We start from the raw sequence: 17777 nt of genomic DNA on the forward strand, positions 1-17777 counted from the left end.
CGCCGCCCGGCCCCCCGGCGCTTCACGGCGTCGCAGGGAGGACTTGACCGGTCGTCACCCGTACTGCGATCTTGGCGGCGACCGGGTCGGCCCAGGGAGGCCGCCATCGACAGAAGTACCAGGGGGAACAGAGTGAACACGACGGGGGCCACGGGGGCTTCGACGGAGCCGACGACTCGGCGGCGGGCCTTGCTCGCCGGAGCCGTCGCGGGGCTGACGGGTGTGGCGGCGGTGGCGACCGCCACCCCGGCCGGCGCGGCGACCGCGGGGAACACCACGCCGGGCTGGTTCGACGTACGGAGCTACGGCGCCGTCGGCGACGGTGCGGCCGACGACACCGCCGCCGTGCAGGCCGCGATCAACGCGGCGGCCGCGGCCGGCGGCGGGACGGTCTACCTCCCGACCGGGAAGTACCGGGTCGTCCCGGCGGCGGGGGCGCCGGCACTGACCGTCGGCGGCAACGGGATCCGCCTGGTCGGCGCCGGGAGCAAGGCATCCATGCTGGTCAAGGGCGCGGACGGCATCCTGCTGCGGCTGTCCGGCGGCGGCGCCGACGCGAGCGGGGCCACCCACCGGCGGTACTGCGCGGTCGAGGACCTGGGGTTCAACGGCGACCACCGGACCGGCCTGGTCCTGGAGCTGTACTACAACGACAACACCTACGTCCGCGACGTCTACATCACGTCCAACAACGACCTCTGCATCGACGCCGTGGAGTGCTGGGACTCGCGGTTCTACAACCTCGTGGTCGAGTCGAGCACCGGCCCGGCGGGCAGCACCACCCAGCCCAACGTCTGGCTGCGCAACAGCTCCGCCGTCCAGGGCTGGGGCTTCAGCGAGGACAACGTCAACCAGATCCACTTCACCGGCTGCCGGTTCGAGGCGTTCGGCACCGGCGGCCTGTGGGTCACCCAGGGCCCGTACGCGCACAACAACCCGAACGGGATCTACCTGACGGACTGCAAGTTCGAGACCTCCCAGATGCAGGGCGGACCGCACCTGCGGATCGACGCCTCCTGCAAGCACGTCTACGCCCGTGACATCTACGCCTACGCCGGCAACTTCGCCCCCGGCTACTCCACCCCGCAGAACATCATCGCCTGGGCCGGCATCGCCAGCGCCCTGGAGAACGTGCTGATCGCCAACGGGTCGGTCGAAACCATCAATTCCGGCGTCGACCTCTACTCCGGCCCCGGTACGGTCGCCGTCCTGCGCGACGTGGTGGGCCTCTACGGATACAGGCCGACCGGCCACCACGTGTACTACGAGAGCTCCAGCTCGGGCGACTTCCGGATCGAGAACACGTACGGGAACACCACCCAGGCCGGCGCCACCGTCAGCCAGGCCGGCGGCACCCTGCCGACCAAGCACGCGCCGAACGCGCCGCTGCGCCTGGTCGCGGGCCCGGTCGGCGACGCGTCCTTCACCCGGCCGCCGGCCGACGGGACGCTCGCCGTGGACACCGTGTCGAAGCGGCTGTACGTCCGGGTGAACAGCACCTGGCTCTGGTCGCCGCTCAACGCGTAACCTCTCGCCGTTCAGCCGCTCGCCGTTCAGCCGCTCGCCGGGCGGTCGGCCGGCGAGCGGACGGTGTCGGCGACCTCAAGCGGGGACGCTGCCGTCGCCCGCGTGCCGGGGTACGGCAGCGTCCGGCCGGACCGCACACCGCGGCGTGACGGCCCAAGGTCACCGGCGACCCCTCGCCGGGCCGCCGGTGACCGCTCAGGACGTGTTCAGCACTGGGGGCGGCGGCCGTGGTTGGCCTTGTGCCTGGCCCGTGCCTTCTTCTTGCGGCGTCGCTTCGACGACATGGCCACTCCTCTCCCGACAGGGTGCGCCCCCCGGATTCCACGGTGGCACATCGGGCCCGGCCAGGCCTCCGGAGCGCCGGGGACGGCGGCTCGTGGTGAGGGGAGGCCCGGCGCGGCGCCCCCGGTTCGGATCCCGCTGTCGCGCCCGGCGCCGTGTCCACCGGGGCCCGTGGTCGACGAGCCCGAATGCGGGGCCGGTGCGGCGGCAGCCCGGCGCGGGCTGCTCCCCCCGGCCGGGACGTTCGCCCGCTCGGCGGCTCTCGACCCGGCGCGGCGGCCGGCCGCCCCAAAGGGCAGCCGATGACCGAAGCCGTACCTGCCTTCCTCAAACCTCTTTTGACTGTCCATCAGTCCCAGAACGCCCGCCTTCGTGGGCTTCGGCGCGACAACGTCCCGATGGGGCAGGCTCCGACGGGACGCCGGAGCCCTTTGAGGCACTTCCCGCGGCCGGCGGACCAAGACGTCGCCTTCGCGATTAGGTTCGTTGACAGACGGGTCGTGGACGCGGCCCGTCGGACACCCTATGGAGGTATCAGTCATGCGACGTACCATCACCAAGGTCGCCAGCCTCGGCGCGGTCGCCATGTTCGCCGTGGCGCTGGCCCAGCCCGCGCAGGCGACCCCGAACGACGCCGCGGGGGCGCGCCCCGCGGCCGCGGTGGCGCCGGCCTACTTCGAGTTCACCGACGGCACGAACACCTTCGTGTTCCAGCTCACCGACTCCACCCGGATCCAGCAGGCCCGGAACATCCTGAGCGGCGTGGAGACGGAGAACGTCGGTGTCATGGGCACCGTGGTGAAGACCCCCGCCTCGTACAACAAGCCCTGGAACTACCAGCTCGCCCCGAGCTCGGTGAGCTTCTTCGGCATGGCCATGGAGGTGTGCGACGCGAGCATCTCCTACGTCAACGACCACCTGTCCGAGGTGGGCGGGGCGCTCCTGCCGGGCTCGACCTGGTGTCCGTGGCAGTCGAAGCTGACGCGCGAGGTCACCGCGCCGTAAGGGGTCACACCCCGGGGCGCTGACCGCGCCCGTTGTCGCTCCGGCCGCCGGATCCTTCGGCGGCCGGAGCTGTCATGTTTCGACCAAGAATTCGCCCGGAGTACCCGGCGACACCCCCGCACGGCGCTCAGTCGCCGGGCCGTCGGCGGGACGGCGGCGCGACGGCCGGGCCGAACGATCCCGCGACGGCCGGGGCGTCCTCGCTCGTGCGGCAGGACGACATGCTGCACCGGACCGTGACCGCCGCGCGCAGCGCCGACCCGAGCGCCGGAGCGAGGACGCCCCGCAGCGGCACAGGCGGCGTGGTGCGGTACGAACCGGCTGCTATCATAAGAATTTGACGATGCGTCACGTAGATCGCACGGGCGCGCGGCCGGCCCTCGACGCACCCTCGGAAGGGCGCGCGGCCGGCGGGACCGCCCGCCCCCGGAGGCCTCGGGCACGCGTCGTGCCTCCCGGGCCCCACGAACCACCACGTACGCGCCCCGCCGGAACACCCCACCGGGACGCCCCGCCGAGCCGCACGACAGCGCCGCCTGCGGGCAAACCCCCGATGCGGCTCGGTGCCGCCCGGTCCGGTCGCGGCGACGGGCCGAACGGGCAGGGGCCATTTGCCCGTGTCGACCGACGCCCCTTGCCCTCGGGGAGAGGAGGGCAGACCTCAGGAACCAATCGGAAGCCCACTCCGGCACGCTGCCATGGAATCGCAGGGGTGATCCTTCTGGGCGGTCCCGGGCAAGCGAAGGAGCGGAGTGCAATCCGCGCGGAGTGCGTGCCCGGCGGTGGGCCGACCCAGGGTGGGCCGACCCCGCGTGGGCGGGGTCGGCCCCGCGGGTCAGAACGCCGAGGTGTAGGCGGTCAGGAACGGGGTCGAGACGGGCGAGCCGGCGGTGGTGAAGCAGATCGTGTAGAGCTTCACCGTCCCGGCGCTCCGGGCCCAGGGCAGGGCGAGCCCGCACCAGCCCGGCCCGGGGCCGTAGGCCGTGGCGTGCGCGGTGTCCGAGGGGACGGCAACCCCGGGCAGGGTGACGGTGAACGGGACGGATCCGGCGAGCGTGTTGGTCGCGCCGCTGGAGTTGAAGTTGGTCGCCGCGGGGACCCCGCCGTTGAACCAGAGGTGGCCGAACGACTTCGGCGGGAACGCCGGCCCGTGCAGGGCCCGCTTGAGCGAGTAGCTCAGCGTCCACCTGGTGTCGTACGGGGCGTTGGCCGCGTCGAAGCAACTGACCACGACGGTCTGGCCGGACGCGGCGGGCGCCCAGTCGGCCACCTTGCAGCGCGCACCCTGGACCGCGTCGACCGCCGTGACCTCGATGTTCCCGGCGGCGGTGGACAGCCCCAGGCCGGGCAGCCAGGCCTTCCAGATCCCGGTCGAGCCGTGGCTCACCGTGTTGACCGCACCGGCCGAGTTGTACTGGGCGAGCACCGCGCCGGAGATGTCCGAGTAGGTGTAGCCGTAGCTGCCGCCGGCCGGTGAGGGCGTCCCACTGCTGGTGGTGTAGAGCACGGTGAACAGCGTGTTGTCGGGAGCGCCGCCGGGCCGGTAGCAGTTCACCGCGACGTCCTGCCCGGTGCCCGCCGTGGACCAGCCCTTGATCTGGCACCAGTTGCCGGTGCGGCCGACCGCGGTGGCGTGGGCGATGCCGCCCGGGCCGGCGATGAACGGGAAGTGCACGAGGTACGAGCCGACCGCGAGCTGGTCGACCTTGACGGGGTTGGCGGCGGGCGACGGCCAACTGCCCCACTGCCGGGTGAGGTCGGGGACGTACCCGGACGGCGGCGTCGGGTTGTCGAGGAACGCGAAGCCCCAGCGGTCCGGCACGGCGGCCCGGGCGGGGCCGGCCGTCGGCAGCGTGACGGCCACCACGGCGGCCAGCATGGTCAGAACGAGCAGGACGGCGCGGACGGGTCTGAACGACGGTGCGACAGTGCGGGCGTGCATGGGCGTACTCCCTGGGTGGTGAGGAGGGGTGTGCGGCCTGCGTGGTGCAGCCTGCGCTACGAGCCCGCTCCCGGTGCCCGGGGCGGGCCGTGGCCGACGGGACACCCAGGTGCCTTGGATCCCGGTGGTGTCCGGCGTCGGCCGACGCTGTCGGGGTCAGGCCGACGGCGCCTCACATCGTAGGAGCGCATGACCCGCAGGCCCAGGCCTGCGGCATGTCCCGCGGGGCCGTTGCCGGCCGTTCGCCGACCCGCCCCACCGGCCCCGGCGGCCTCCGCCGGACCCTCCGCCCCCACCGTTCGGCCGCTCCTCGGCCGCCGCCGGCACCCATCGGGCCCCGGCGCCCCACGGCTCGCCCACCGTCCCGGCCGTACCCCGCCGGCGACGCGCCGCCGGTGGCCGGATCCGCCCGGGAGATCGACCCGGGCCGCTCGGGGCAGCGGCGGCGCGGTGGCCGTCAGGGGGCGAGCCGCTCCGCGGCGGTGCCGGGGGCCGGGCCGGTCGAGGAGCGGACGACCAGCTCGGGGTCGAACAGCAGCTCACCGGTCGGAACCTCCCGGTTGCTGACGAGGGCCAGGATGCTGCGGCCCACCTCCAGCGCGAGCCGGTCGGCCGGCTGACGCACCGTGGTCAGGGGAGGGTCGACGAACTCGGTGATGGCCGAGCCGTCGTAGCCGACCACCGACACGTCGCCGGGGACGGAGCGCCCCTGGCGGCGGATGCCGCGGATCGCGCCCAGCGCCATGTAGTCGCTGGCCGCCACGATGGCGGTGACGCCGCGTGCGAGCAGCGGGGCCACCGCCGCCTGTCCGCCCTCGACCGTGTAGGACTGGCGGATCACCCAGTCCTCGGCGGTCTCGATGCCACGCCTGGCCATGGCGTCGAGGAAGCCCTGGACGCGCCGGTCGGCGGGGTGGTTGCCGGCCGGTCCGGAAGCCATCCCGATCCGCCGGTGTCCGAGCCGGTAGAGGTGGTCGACGGCCTGCTCGGCGGCGAGCGCGTCGTCGGTCGAGAAGACCGGAGTGGGCACCCCGTCGGCGAACTCGCCGTTGATCCCGACGAACGGGACGCGGCGCTGGCGCAGCAGTTCGTACGTCTCGGTGTCCGCGCCGTCGACCGTGTTGGAGGCGGACAGGAAGACGACGGCCGCGATGCCCTTCTCCACCAGCGTGGCGATGAAGTCCCGTTCCTGCACGCCGCCGGGGAAGGCGGGGCACAGCACCGTCTTCAGGCCGTGTGGCGCGAGGGCCGACTCGATCCGCTCCGCGACGTCCGCGAAGAACGGGTTCGACACGAACTCGGTTATCACCGCGACCAGTTGACCCTGCGTCTGGCGCTCGTAGCCCAGCTCGGCCATCGCCTGCTCGACTGCGTCCCTGGTCTTCTTCGCAACCCCCTGGCGCCGGTTGATCACCCGGCTGACGGTGGCCTCGCTGACGCCCGCCCGGGCTGCCACGTCGGTGATCCCGACTTTCATCGCCGTCCTTCCGTGTGCGTGGTTCCGGACCTCCGCAAGGTCGGCCGCCGATCGGGGCCCGTCCGGCAGGAGCTCCGGCGAGCGGCCCATGATACGGCCGGCGGGCCCGTGGATCACGCCCCGGGCCCGGCCGTACGCGGCCCGCCACCCCTCCTGGGGAGCGCGGCGCCGCCGACTCCCCGTCGGACTCCCGGACCAGACTTGCACGATATCGATGAAAACCTTCAGTCGGATCCGGCAACTGATCCTGCTGCTTCCATTGCAAGCCTTCACTCGCACTTGTTAGCGTGCCTCGCGCCCGGTCGACGACGGCCGACCCCACCCCAGCCCGGGAGACCCCGATGAAGCGTTCCCGCCTGTCCCTGCTGACCGCGTGCGCCTTACTCGCACCACTCGTCCTCGGCGCCCCGGCCGCGGCGGCTGCCACCCCGGCCGCAGGCGCCGAAGCGGGACCGCCCGGCACCGGCACCGCCGGCCCGGCACCGCTCGCCCTCGTCAACCCGGGCTTCGAACTGGGCGGCGAGGGCTGGGTGTTCAGCTCCGGAACGGGTGTGGCGACCAACTACCCGCACGGTGGCAAGGGGCTCGTCTACCTGGACGACGGCGCCGGGAAGAGCGTCACCCAGAGCGTGACGGCCACCGGCCGGGGCAGCTACGACATCTCGGCCTGGATCGCCACCGGCGGCCCCAACGGCACGTTCGTCGCCCGGGTGAACGGTGCCGTCGTCGCCTCCGTGACCCTGCCCGGGGCCGCCGACTACCGCCGCTACACGCTCAGCAGGATCGCCCTCGCCCGGGGCGACCGGCTGGAGATCGGCTTCGGGTCGGGCGACGGCTGGGTCAACGCCGACGACCTGATGGTCTCCCCCTCCTCCCCCGCCGACCCGCGGATCAGCTCCTCCGACCCGAAGATCGTCGAGATGTTCGACTGGGCGAAGCGCAAGGCCAACAGCTGGGTCCAACTCCCGGGCACCCAGGGCCCGCTGAACGTCGACGAGTGGAACACGGCGGGCACCGGAACCGGCACGTACGGCGCCTCCTACTGGGCCGGCTACGCCAACCGCAGCGGCTACTACTCGCGCGACTTCGCCCACCAGCTGGCTGGAGCGGGCGTGCTCGGCCTGAGCGGCGCGAACAAGGCCATGCTCCGCTCGTTCGCCGCCTCCGCCACCGCGGAGCACGCCTACTACCCGGTGTGGGCACTGAACTTCGACACCACCAGCTACCTGTCGATCGACTACCGCAGCCCGACCAGCTTCGTCCGCGAAGTCCCCGCCACCTTCGAACTGGTGCAGAAGGCCGCCGAGGCGTACCGGTGGAGCGGCGACCGCGCGTACGTCGACGACCCGGCGCTCTGGGACTTCTACCGGCACGCCACCGGCGAGTTCGTCGACCTGCACAACGGCGCCCGGGACAACGGCGCCGTGAAGGTCGCCGAGGGCACCGGCAAGGGCATCTTCCAGGGCACCGCCAGTTACAACGAGCAGAGCGGCGAACCGCTCGCCGAGGCCGGCGACGCGATCGGCTCCCAGTACCAGGCGTACCTCGCGATGGCCGAACTCGCCCGTGGCAAGGGCGACCGCGACCTCGCCGCGACGTACGACCGCAAGGCCCGGGACCTCAAGGCGTACTTCAACTCCACCTGGAGCGGCACCGGGTCGGGCGCGGACATGGTGCGGGGCTACACCACCGACGGGCGTGCGCTGACCGGCTGGGGCAAGGAGAACAGCTGGTTCATGCCGATGAAGCAGATCCTCGCCCCCGGGGCCCGCCTGGACGCCTACCTCGACTACATCGACCAGCAGGCCTCGGGCGAGGACGCCCCCTCCAACATCGAGGCGCTCACCTATCTGCCGGACACCTTCTTCACGAACAACCGCAGCGACACCGCCTGGAAGTGGATGAACCACGTCTACGACCAGAAGGACGTCCAGCACGTCAACGCCAAGCAGGGCACCAACGGCGACTACCCCGAGGTCTCCTTCACCCTGCTCGGCCAGACCGTCGAGGGCCTGCTGGGCGTCGAGCCCGACGCGCCCTCGCGCGCCCTCACCACGCAGTCCCGGCTGCCCGCCGGCATGGACTGGCTGAAGATCGACGACCTGCGGATCGGTGCCGGCACCTTCTCGCTGCGGCACGACGGGACCACGAAGTCGACCCTGGCCAACACGTCGGGCAGCGGCGCCTACACCTGGGAGGCCCGGTTCCCCGGCGCCCACGCCACGATCACGGTCAACGGCGTGCCGTGCAAGGCCCGGACGAAGGTGGTGGACGGCGTCACCTACACCTACGCCACCCCGACCGTCGCCCCGGGCCGAACGGTGACGGTGCAGGTCGACTGAAGAACCACCGGACTCGCCCGTACCGTGGGACGGGTCCGACGCCGGCGCGACAGCTGCGCCACCGCACTGTCGCGCCCCGATGCGCTCGTTCTCCCGGAGATTCCCCGTGCCACAGATCCTGGTCGACCACTCGGCCCAGCTCGACTTCGACCGTCAGGGCTTCGCCGCAGCCGCCCACCTGCTGATCTGCGAGGTCATCGACACCACCGTGGCCGAGTGCAAGACGGTGTTCCGGCCAGCCGCGGAGTACCGGGTCGGTGACGGTTCGCCCGGGCAGGCGGTGGTCCTGGTGGAGATCAAGATCCTGGCGGGCCGGAGCACCGAACTCCGGGCCGAGCTGACGGCGCGGGTGCTGGCCCTGCTGGAGGCGTCCGTCGCCGTACCGGCGCTCCTCGGAGTGGAGGTCACCGAGCTGGACCGGGAGACGTACCGCTTCGTCCATCACCCCGGACGATAGCCCGGCCTCCGGGCCGCCGAGCGGAGCCGGAGGCCCTCGCCCGGCCCGCGAGGCGGGCCCCGGCGGCCGCGACGCCCCGCTTCCCGCAGACCCGGGAAGCGGGGCGAACGCTCTTCCGCTCAGGCCAGGACCTTGGCCTTCGCCTTCTCGTACTCCTCGTCGGTGAGGTGGCCCTGCGTCTTCAGGTCGGCGAGCCGGGCGAGTTCCGCGGCCGCGGTCGGCCGGTCGTCGGCGGTCTGCCGTACGTAGGAGCGGAACTCCTCCTCGTTCTTGCGCGCGCGGGCGACCTCGCGCTGACCCATACCGGAGCCACGGGCGATCAGGTACACGAAGACGCCGAGGAACGGCAGGAAGATGACGAAGATCAGCCAACCGGCCTTCCCCCACCCTCCGAGGCCGTCGTCCCGGAAGATGTCTCCGATGATCCGGAAGAGCAGCATGAACCAGAGGATCCAGAGGAAGAACCAGCACATCGTCCAGAACACGTTGAGCAGCGGGTAGTCCGCGGCCAGGTTTTGCACTGCAATGTCCATCGTCGGTCTCCTGTCCTACTCCCCCGACCGGTCTCGCATCGCGTGGGGGTGGCACCACCGTGGCTGCCTCGCCGAGTCGGGCCCACCGGGTGGGAAACCGGGTGCGTCCGGCACGGGTCCGTGAGCGGGCACCGGCAGGCGGAGGCGGCAGCGCCCCGACCCACCGGACCGGCCGCCGGGCGGGTGCGGCGAGGTCGGCCCTGGTCGTCGGACGGGCGTCCTCCTCGGTGGCCGATCGGCGCGCCCCATCACGGACCCGACGACACTGCGGGCACATTTTCAGCCTAGCCCTCCCTCGGGCACCGGCGCTCGGGGACCGACGCTGGGCACCCGCGCTGGGGCACCGGCCTCCCGGGCGCGGGCCGTTGGGCCCCGGCTGCCGGGGCGGCCGCCGGGCGGCGTGCGACCATCACCCGTCCGGCCTATGGTCGATGGAGGGGGCACGGCGTTCGAGCGGTCCGCTGCTCCTCAGCTGCGGCGTGTCGGCTCCCGTCCACCGAAGGAGATGGCCCGGCATGAGCGACATGACCAACCCGTCCGGCACCCCCGTTCTCGACACCCTCGCCGCCATGACCCTCGACTCGGTCGAGCGGTGCGGCCTGCCGATGGACACCTTCCTCCTCACCCGGATCGCCGCCCTCGTCGCGATGGACGCGCCGCCGATGTCCTACCTCGCCCACATCGGCGTTGCCGACGGTACCGATGTGACGGCCGAACAGCTCCAGGACGTGTTGGTGGCCATCGCGCCGATCGTGGGCACCGCCCGCGTGATGTCGGCGGCCGGCCACATCGCGGAGGCGCTCGGCCTGGCCATCGCGGTGGCCGAGAGCGACGTGGCGTCAGGCGCCTGATCCTCCGCGGAGCGAGCCACCCCGGCCGCCGGCACCCCGGGGTACCCCGTGACCGCGCGCCCCGGACCGCCGGCGCCGGGCGAAGGCCGAGGAGGCGCGGAGGATGGCGTCCCGTTCCCCCGTGCCCCCCGCGAGTGCCCGGTGGGCCGCTCGTGCGGCGGTCGCCTGCGTCCTGGGTGCCGTCGCGGTCCTGGTGGCCGTGGTCGGAGCCGGCGGCTTCCTGGTGGTCGTCTTCGGGCTGGCCGGCCTGGCGCTCACCGCGGGCGGCACGTGGTGGGTGGTGTCCCATCACGGGGCCGTGCGGCTGGCCGGCTCACTGCTCGTGATCGCGGCACCCGCGGCCGTCGTGGTGGCCTATGCCAGGGCCGACCTGTGGCCGGCGGCACTGGGCGCGCTCGCGCTCTGGGCCGCCGCCGTGGTGCTCGCGCGCCGGGCCCTTCGTCGGGCCCGGCCCCTGGACGGCATGCGCGCCGTCGCCCGCGCGCTCCCCCGACATCCCGTGCTGATCATGAATCCGAAGTCCGGTGGCGGCAAGGTCGGCCGGTTCGACCTGGTCGAGCGGGCCGAGGCGCTGGGCGCCCGGGTCGTCCTGCTGGACGCGGCGGTCCGGGTGGATGTCGCCGACCTCGCCCGCCGTGCGGTCGCGGAGGGCGCGGACCTGCTCGGTGCGGCCGGCGGCGACGGCACCCAGGCCACGGTGGCCGAGGTCGCCGCCGAGCACGACCTGCCGTTCCTGGTGATCTCGGCCGGGACGCGCAACCACTTCGCCATGGACCTCGGCCTGGACCGCGAGAACCCGGCCCGGTGCCTGGACGCGCTCACCGACGGCGAGGAACTGCGGGTCGACCTCGGCACGGTGGGCGGCCGGCCCTTCGTCAACACGGCTTCGTTCGGCGCGTACGCCGAGATCGTGCAGAGCCCGCAGTACCGCGACGCCAAGGCCGGCTCGGCCCTGGACGCCCTCCCCGACCTCCTCCTCGGCCACTCCGGCCACCCGCTGGAGGCGGTGCTGGCCGACGGCACACGACTGACGGCGCAGCAGGCGCTGCTGGTGAGCAACAACCCCTACGCGGCCCCCGAACCGACCGCCGTGGGCAATCGCCGGCCACGGCTGGACCGCGCGACGCTGGGGGTGGTGGGGATCCGGGTGGCCAACGCGTCCCAGGCCGCCGGCGTCGCGCTCCGGGGCAGCCGGGCGGCGGGCCTGCGCGTGCTGACCGCCCCTCGGGTGGTCGTCGACGCCGATGCGGAGCAGATCGCGGTCGCCGTGGACGGGGAGGCGCTGCAGCTCCGGACCCCGGTCGTCTGCGCAGTCCGGCCGGGTGCCCTGCGGGTGCTGGTTCCGCGCGGCCGCCCGGGTGCTCCGGCGGCCACGCCCGCCATGGACTGGCGCGAGGTGGCCGGCCTCGCCTTCGGCCACCCGCCCGGAGCATCCAGGAGGTCCTTGCTGTCCGGGAGGTCCAGGAGCTCCCGGGGGAGGTGAGCTCCTCCGGCGGTGTGGGCAGCCGGCACCGCAGCACACCCGCCCCGGGGGCGCGTGAGTGCAGCCGCGCGCCGGTTGCAACCTGCAACCGCTCCTCGCTGCTCCCGTGCGTGTCGGCGGCCTGTTGGCGGAGCCCGGTACGACCCGCACACTCCGAAGGGGCTCTCGGTCGCGGACCCCGATCCGCTGCCGAGCCTCGCTCCCGGCAGCGGATCGGCCAGGAACGATCCCGGACCGGCCCCGGCACGGCCCCGGCACGGCCCGCCGGAGGCCTCGACGTACCACGAACTCGCCGCGCTGCGAGGAGATTTCGCCGGGATACCCCTCGCATGAGCGAACCATCCCCCGGCCACGGTACGGCAGGGCCGGGGCAGGGCAAGTCTGGTGCCTGTACCCACCCGGCCGGGCCGTTCCGTCGGCGTCCGGGGTTCCGTGGAACATGCGACAGGACGACGGTGGATCGGCTATAAAACACTGCTACTGATCTTTCGTCAGAAATGTCCCGGACATTCCGGTTGTCCCGCTCTCGGGGCGGCCCCGTCGCGCTCCCGGCGCGCCGGAGCCCGCACCGGCGCGGTGCGGCCCCGGAACGCCCGTCCCCACGGTCCCCGGCACCGCCGGAGCCCGACCCCGACCACTGTTCCCCACCCTTCGACCGCTTGAGGATGCTGATGCTTCGTGCTGGATCGTCACCCGGAGGCCGACGCCCGGCTCCCGTACTCGTGTGGCTGCTGCCCACGGTCGTGACGGCGGGCGCCGCTGTCGTCGCCGCGCTGGTGACCTCCACCGGCGCCCGCGCGGAAGTCCTCTGGTGCGGGGCGGTGGGCACCGTAGCGGTGGCGGTGGTGGCCGCCGAGGCGGCACGCCGGGGCCGCGCCCTGGCAGCCCTGCGCGCACGGTTCGCCCTGCAGGAGAACGAACTGCGCCGCCGGCTGGCCCAGCAGGAGGCCGAGACGCTCCGACTGGCCCGGACCGGCCTGCCCGAGGCGGTCGCCCGGCTCCAGCGCGGCACGTCGACCGACGAGGTGCTGAGGTCGTACGAGTCCCAGGACACCGGTACCGGGCCGCAGTTCCAGGCCGCCCGGCTTGCGGTGCTGCGCAGCATCCTGGAGGCCGTCGACAACGAGGAGGGCATGCGCGAGAACGCCCAGCGGGCCTTCGTCAACATCGCCCGCCGCGTCCAGGCGATCGTGCACCGGCAGGCCCAGGACCTGCGCGAGATGGAGGACCGGCACGGCAACGACCCGGCGGTCTTCGACGACCTGCTGCGCCTGGACCACGGCAACGCCCTGATCGGCCGCCTCGCCGACAGCATCGCCGTCCTCGGCGGCGCCCGCCCCGGCCGCCAGTGGAGCAAGGCGGTACCGCTGTACAGCGTGCTGCGCGGCGGCATCTCGCGCATCCTGGACTACCGGCGGGTGGAACTGCACCCGGTCTCCGAGGTCGCCGTGGTCGGACCGGCCGTCGAGCCGCTCATCCACGCGGTCGCCGAACTGCTGGACAACGCCACCCGCTACTCCCCGCCGCAGACCAGTGTGCACCTGACCGCCGTCGAGGTGCAGACCGGTATAGCGATCGAGATCGAGGACGGCGGCCTCAGCCTGAGCGAGGAGGGCCGGGCCCGGGCCGAGCGGATGCTGCTGGACGCACAGGCCGGCATCGACCTCAACGACCTCGGCGAGACCCCCCGGCTCGGCCTGGCCGTGGTCGGCCGGCTCTCGCAGGCCTACGGCTTCCAGGTGTCGCTGCGCCCCTCCGCCTACGGCGGCGTGCGCGCCGTGCTGATCGTGCCGCAGGAGCTCATCACCACGGCCCCCGCCACCGGCCGGGCTCACGGCATCGGTGCCGCCGCCAACCCCCGGCCGGCGCCGGACACCGCCCCCCGCCCCTCGGAGCGCCCGCGCCCGGTGGCCGCCTCACGGCCCTGGGGCTCGCGGACCGTCACCGCCGCCGCCTCGGGATCGTTCCCGATGGACGACGACATCCCGGTGGTGACCGAGCGGACCGCGAACGGTCTGCCTCAGCGCCGCCGGCACGCCGCGCCCTCCCGGCGGGGCGCGTCCGAGCCCCCCAGGATCGCCGCGGCCCCGAGGGCCCCGGAGCCGGTCCCGGCCCCGGCCCAGGCGCCGGTCCAGCCCGGCATGTGGCTGGCCGCGTTCCACGAGGGCGTGAACGGCCACACGCCGTCCGCCGACGCGGCCGGCCCCACCAGCGAAGAGTCGGCAGGGAAGAGCGAGCAGTGATTCAGCAGCGGAGCAACATGGACTGGATGCTCAAGGATCTGGCGGACAGCGTCCCGCACACCCGGCACGTCGTCGTACTCTCCGCCGACGGTCTGCGCATGGCTCAGCACGGCACCGACAACGACACCGCCGACCGGCTCGCCGCCGCCTGCGCCGGTCTGCAGAGCCTCGCCGCCGCGGTCGGGCACGAGTTCCCGCACAGCGACGGCCGGATGCGGCTGGTCGTGATCGAGATGGGCGGCGGCTTCTTCTACCTGATGGCGGCCGGTGCCCGGGCGTACCTGGCCGTGCTGGCCGACGAGGGCGTCGACGCGGGGCTGATGGGCCAGCGGATGCGCGACCTGGTCGCCCGGATCGGCGAGCACCTGAGCACACCGGCGCGCAACGGCGGGCAGGTCGCGTGAGCGCAGCCGACCAGGACTGGGACGACGGAAAGCCCGAACGTCTCTACGTGATCACGCGCGGTCGCAGCGGGTTGGCCGAGCAGACCACGTTCGACCTGGTCACCCTGATCGTCTCCCGCGCGCAGCCGGCGCCCACGATGCAGCCGGAGCACGCGGCGATCCTGCGGATCTGCGGCTCACCGCTGTCGGTGGCCGAGATCTCCGCCTATCTGCGGCTGCCGATGAGCGCGGTCACCGTGCTCCTGGCGGACCTCCTCGGCGAGGAGCTGATCGAGGCCCGCACCCGTGTCCCCCAAGCAGTCCTTCCCGAACGCGCCCTACTGGAGGCGGTGATACATGGACTTCAGAGACTCTGAGACGGCCCTGGGGCCGCAGAGTGCCGACCTCCTCCCGGCCTCGGCCACCACGGCGGTCAAGGTGGTGATCGTGGGAGGCTTCGGGGTCGGCAAGACGACCCTGGTCGGCTCCGTGAGCGAGATCCGCCCACTGACCACCGAGGAGACGATGACGCAGGCCGGAGCCGAGGTCGATGACACGGCCGGGATCGAGCGCAAGACCTCGACCACGGTCGCCATGGACTTCGGCCGGATCAGCATCAACGACGAACTGGTGCTGTACGTGTTCGGCACCCCCGGGCAGGAGCGGTTCTGGTTCCTCTGGAACGGCCTGTTCGAAGGCGCCCTCGGCGCCGTCGTGCTCGTCGACACCCGCCGGCTCGAAGTCAGCTTCGAGGTGATCGGGCGGCTGGAGGACCGCGGCGTGCCGTTCGTCGTCGCGGCCAACACCTTCCCCGAGTCGCCGAGTTACCCGGTCGAGGAACTGCGGACCGCGCTCGACCTGCCGCCCGAGGTGCCGATCGTCGCGTGCGACGCCCGCACCCGCGAATCCAGCCGCGACGTCCTCCTCGCCCTGATGCGCTACCTGTACGACCTCCCGGTGCCGTCGGCGCGGTGACCGCCAGGCTCACCGCCCGCCCCCGCGCACACCCGCCGTCGCCCACCCCGCACCAAGCCGCAGCCACCCCGCACCCACCCGCACCCGGCCCGTTCCTGACGACCGCGCGCGAGGACCGCCCGCCGGCGGCCGCCTCGTCCCGACCCCGGAGACACCGTGACCACCCCGTTCCCTGACGACGCGCTCCCCACCCCACCGCCCGGGTGCCCCGCCCACGGCCTCGGTACCGGTGGCCTGGGCGCCGGCGGCCTCCGCCGGCTCTACGGGCCCGAGGCCGAGGCCAACCCGGCGGGCCTGTACGAGAAGCTGCGGGCCGAACACGGCGAGGTCGCGCCCGTCCTACTCCACGGCGACCTCCCGGCCTGGCTCATCGTCGGCCACTCCGCGAACCTCATCGCGATGCGCACCCCCTCCCGCTTCTCCCGGGACTCCCGCCGCTGGGCGGCCTTCCAGGACGGGCTGGTCGCCCCGGACTCCCCGCTGATGCCGGTGATCGCCTGGCAGCCGCTCTGCGTCTTCGCCGACGGCGAGGAGCACAAACGCCTGCGCGGCGCGGTCACCGACGGCCTGAACAGCTTCGACCGGCGCGGCGTCCGACGCCACGTCACCCGCTTCACCGACCAGCTCGTCCAGGAGTTCGGCCCCACCGGCCGGGCCGAGCTGGTGACCCAGTTCGCCGAGCACCTGCCGATGCTCGTGATGACCCAACTGGTCGGCATGCCCGAGGAGTACGGCCCCCACCTGGTCGAGGCGGCACGTGACCTGATGAAGGGCACCGAGACGGCCGTCGCGAGCAACGACTACGTCGTCGCGACGCTGCGCCGGATGATGGAGCGCAAGCGGGCGTCCCCCGGCGCCGACCTGGTGTCCTGGCTGATGCAGCACGAGGCCGGGCTCACCGACGACGAGGTCCTGGAACACCTGCGGGTCGTGCTGCTCGCCGCGAACGAGACGACCGTCAATCTGATCGCGGACACCCTCAAGATGGTCCTCACCGACCACCGGTTCCGCACCCACCTGTCCGGCGGCCACATGACCCTGCCCGACGCCCTGGACCAGGTCCTCTGGGACTCGGCGCCGATGTCGCTGGTCGCGGGCCGCTGGGCAACCGGCGACACGGAGCTCGGCGGCCAGCAGATCAAGGCCGGCGACATGCTCCTGCTCGGCCTCGCGGCCGGCAACGCCGATCCGGCCGTCCGCCCCGACCCGACCAAGCCGCTCCACGGCAACCGCTCCCACCTCGCGTTCGGCGCCGGCCCGCACGAGTGCCCCGGCCAGGACATCGGGCGGGCCATCGCCGAGACGGGCATCGACGTCCTGCTCACCCGCCTGCCGGACCTCCACCTCGCCGTCGAGGAGGAGGAGTTGACCTGGACCTCCGCCTGGATCTCCCGGCATCTGTCCGCCCTCCCCGTCCAGTTCACACCGCGGACGGCGCCCGAGGAGGAACCGGCGGCTCCCGCCCCCGTCGTCAGCACGCCCGCGCCCCGGGGCGCCGTACGGCCCACGCCGCCGGCCGCCGCACCGCAGGCCGTCCCGGTCGAGCCCGCGGGCCCTGCCGAGCCTGCCGCCGGCGACCCGCCCGTCGTCACCGCCACCGTCCCCGGGCCGCGGCGGTCGTGGTGGGATTCGCTCACCCGGTGGCTCCGGCTCTGACCCGGCGGTCCGGGCGGGCCCGGTGCCGGGTGGTGCAGCAGACCGCCGCACCACTCAGGACCGGGCCCGCTCAGACCTCCGCAGGGCCGAGGTCGACGGCGGCCGCGCCGTGCAGCACCCGCCCGGCCGCCCGCGCCTCCTCCAGGCCCCGGGTGAAGAGTTCGATCCGCTCCTGCGGCGCCAGGGACATCAGACCGGGCGGCCACGTCCCCGGCGGCACCACGAGGACGATCGCACTCCCCCGGTTCTCGGCCGCCGACACCCAGCCGGCCGAGGCCATGACCGGCGAGGCGGGCTCCCACACCTGCCGCCCGCCGACCAGCACCAGCCTGGCCAGCAGCGGCCCGCGCACCTCCACCACCCCGGTCGTGTCCGGTGGCTCGCCCGCCGCCAGGGTGAATCCGCTGTCCACCAGGTTCTCGACGAGTTCACCGTGCAACGCGGGGCCGACCTCCACGATCACCTCCGCGAGCGGCGGCCCGTCCGCCGTTTCGCGCACCGCCAGCGCCCACACCATCGGCGCCTGCTCCGGACCGCCGTCCACGTCACCATCCATGCCCTGTCAACGACTCAGCGGCCGCAGCGGAGCGGGTGGGCACGGTGACAGGAGGGGCGGCAGAG

15 protein-coding genes are annotated in these 17777 nt (G+C 73.4%); 11 read left to right on the forward strand and 4 right to left on the reverse strand.

Annotation, left to right across the window (positions count from 1 at the left end):
* Positions 1-231 precede the first annotated feature (231 nt).
* Complete coding sequence (locus AB0J08_RS08900; protein WP_360629206.1) at positions 232-1527, forward strand: glycosyl hydrolase family 28-related protein; 1296 nt, start codon at positions 232-234, stop codon at positions 1525-1527.
* Between the two features lie 822 nt (positions 1528-2349).
* Positions 2350-2814, forward strand: coding sequence for a calmodulin-binding protein (locus tag AB0J08_RS08905; protein WP_360629209.1), 465 nt, complete (start codon positions 2350-2352; stop codon positions 2812-2814).
* Positions 2815-3649: 835 nt separating this feature from the next.
* On the opposite strand, the gene AB0J08_RS08910 is transcribed toward AB0J08_RS08905, so the two are convergent.
* Positions 3650-4756, reverse strand: a complete 1107-nt coding sequence (locus tag AB0J08_RS08910; protein ID WP_360629212.1) for a hypothetical protein — start codon at positions 4754-4756, stop codon at positions 3650-3652.
* Between the two features lie 457 nt (positions 4757-5213).
* Positions 5214-6233 (reverse strand): LacI family DNA-binding transcriptional regulator, encoded by a 1020-nt coding sequence (locus AB0J08_RS08915; protein WP_360629215.1) that lies wholly within the window; start codon positions 6231-6233, stop codon positions 5214-5216.
* Between the two features lie 341 nt (positions 6234-6574).
* Here AB0J08_RS08915 and AB0J08_RS08920 point away from each other — a divergent pair, with 341 nt between their 5' ends.
* Both AB0J08_RS08920 and AB0J08_RS08925 read left to right on the forward strand, forming a co-directional pair.
* Complete coding sequence (locus tag AB0J08_RS08920; RefSeq protein WP_360629218.1) at positions 6575-8575, forward strand: hypothetical protein; 2001 nt, start codon at positions 6575-6577, stop codon at positions 8573-8575.
* 106 nt (positions 8576-8681) lie between these two features.
* Positions 8682-9032, forward strand: a complete 351-nt coding sequence (locus tag AB0J08_RS08925) for an isomerase (protein WP_360629221.1) — start codon at positions 8682-8684, stop codon at positions 9030-9032.
* A gap of 119 nt (positions 9033-9151) precedes the next feature.
* Here AB0J08_RS08925 and AB0J08_RS08930 read toward each other — a convergent pair whose 3' ends face one another.
* Positions 9152-9565 (reverse strand): PLDc N-terminal domain-containing protein, encoded by a 414-nt coding sequence (locus AB0J08_RS08930; protein WP_360629224.1) that lies wholly within the window; start codon positions 9563-9565, stop codon positions 9152-9154.
* A 524-nt stretch (positions 9566-10089) separates the two neighbouring features.
* Between AB0J08_RS08930 and AB0J08_RS08935 the strand changes: the two genes are divergently transcribed.
* From AB0J08_RS08935 to AB0J08_RS08965, 7 genes are all read left to right on the forward strand, one after another.
* A complete protein-coding gene (locus tag AB0J08_RS08935) occupies positions 10090-10416 on the forward strand; it encodes a carboxymuconolactone decarboxylase family protein (RefSeq protein WP_360629489.1) in 327 nt (108 codons plus the stop codon).
* Between the two features lie 121 nt (positions 10417-10537).
* Positions 10538-11899: a diacylglycerol kinase family protein gene (locus AB0J08_RS08940; RefSeq protein WP_360629228.1), complete on the forward strand. Its 1362-nt coding sequence runs from the start codon at positions 10538-10540 to the stop codon at positions 11897-11899.
* A 671-nt stretch (positions 11900-12570) separates the two neighbouring features.
* The gene (locus AB0J08_RS08945; RefSeq protein WP_360629231.1) at positions 12571-14142 is read left to right on the forward strand and encodes an ATP-binding protein; all 1572 of its coding nucleotides are present in this window, start codon (positions 12571-12573) and stop codon (positions 14140-14142) included.
* A complete protein-coding gene (locus AB0J08_RS08950; RefSeq protein WP_360629234.1) occupies positions 14139-14546 on the forward strand; it encodes a roadblock/LC7 domain-containing protein in 408 nt (135 codons plus the stop codon). The genes AB0J08_RS08945 and AB0J08_RS08950 overlap by 4 nt, the downstream gene beginning before the upstream one ends.
* Complete coding sequence (locus tag AB0J08_RS08955) at positions 14543-14902, forward strand: DUF742 domain-containing protein (protein ID WP_360629237.1); 360 nt, start codon at positions 14543-14545, stop codon at positions 14900-14902. The genes AB0J08_RS08950 and AB0J08_RS08955 overlap by 4 nt, the downstream gene beginning before the upstream one ends.
* Entirely contained in the window at positions 14883-15500 is a 618-nt protein-coding gene (locus AB0J08_RS08960; RefSeq protein ID WP_360629240.1) for an ATP/GTP-binding protein, read from the forward strand. The genes AB0J08_RS08955 and AB0J08_RS08960 overlap by 20 nt, the downstream gene beginning before the upstream one ends.
* A 156-nt stretch (positions 15501-15656) precedes the next feature.
* Complete coding sequence (locus AB0J08_RS08965) at positions 15657-17156, forward strand: cytochrome P450 (RefSeq protein WP_360629243.1); 1500 nt, start codon at positions 15657-15659, stop codon at positions 17154-17156.
* A 70-nt stretch (positions 17157-17226) separates the two neighbouring features.
* Here AB0J08_RS08965 and AB0J08_RS08970 read toward each other — a convergent pair whose 3' ends face one another.
* A complete protein-coding gene (locus AB0J08_RS08970; protein WP_360629246.1) occupies positions 17227-17700 on the reverse strand; it encodes a hypothetical protein in 474 nt (157 codons plus the stop codon).
* Positions 17701-17777 lie beyond the last annotated feature (77 nt).

Origin of the sequence: Kitasatospora sp. NPDC050463 (assembly GCF_040655255.1) — a bacterium.
GTDB lineage: Bacteria > Actinomycetota > Actinomycetes > Streptomycetales > Streptomycetaceae > Kitasatospora.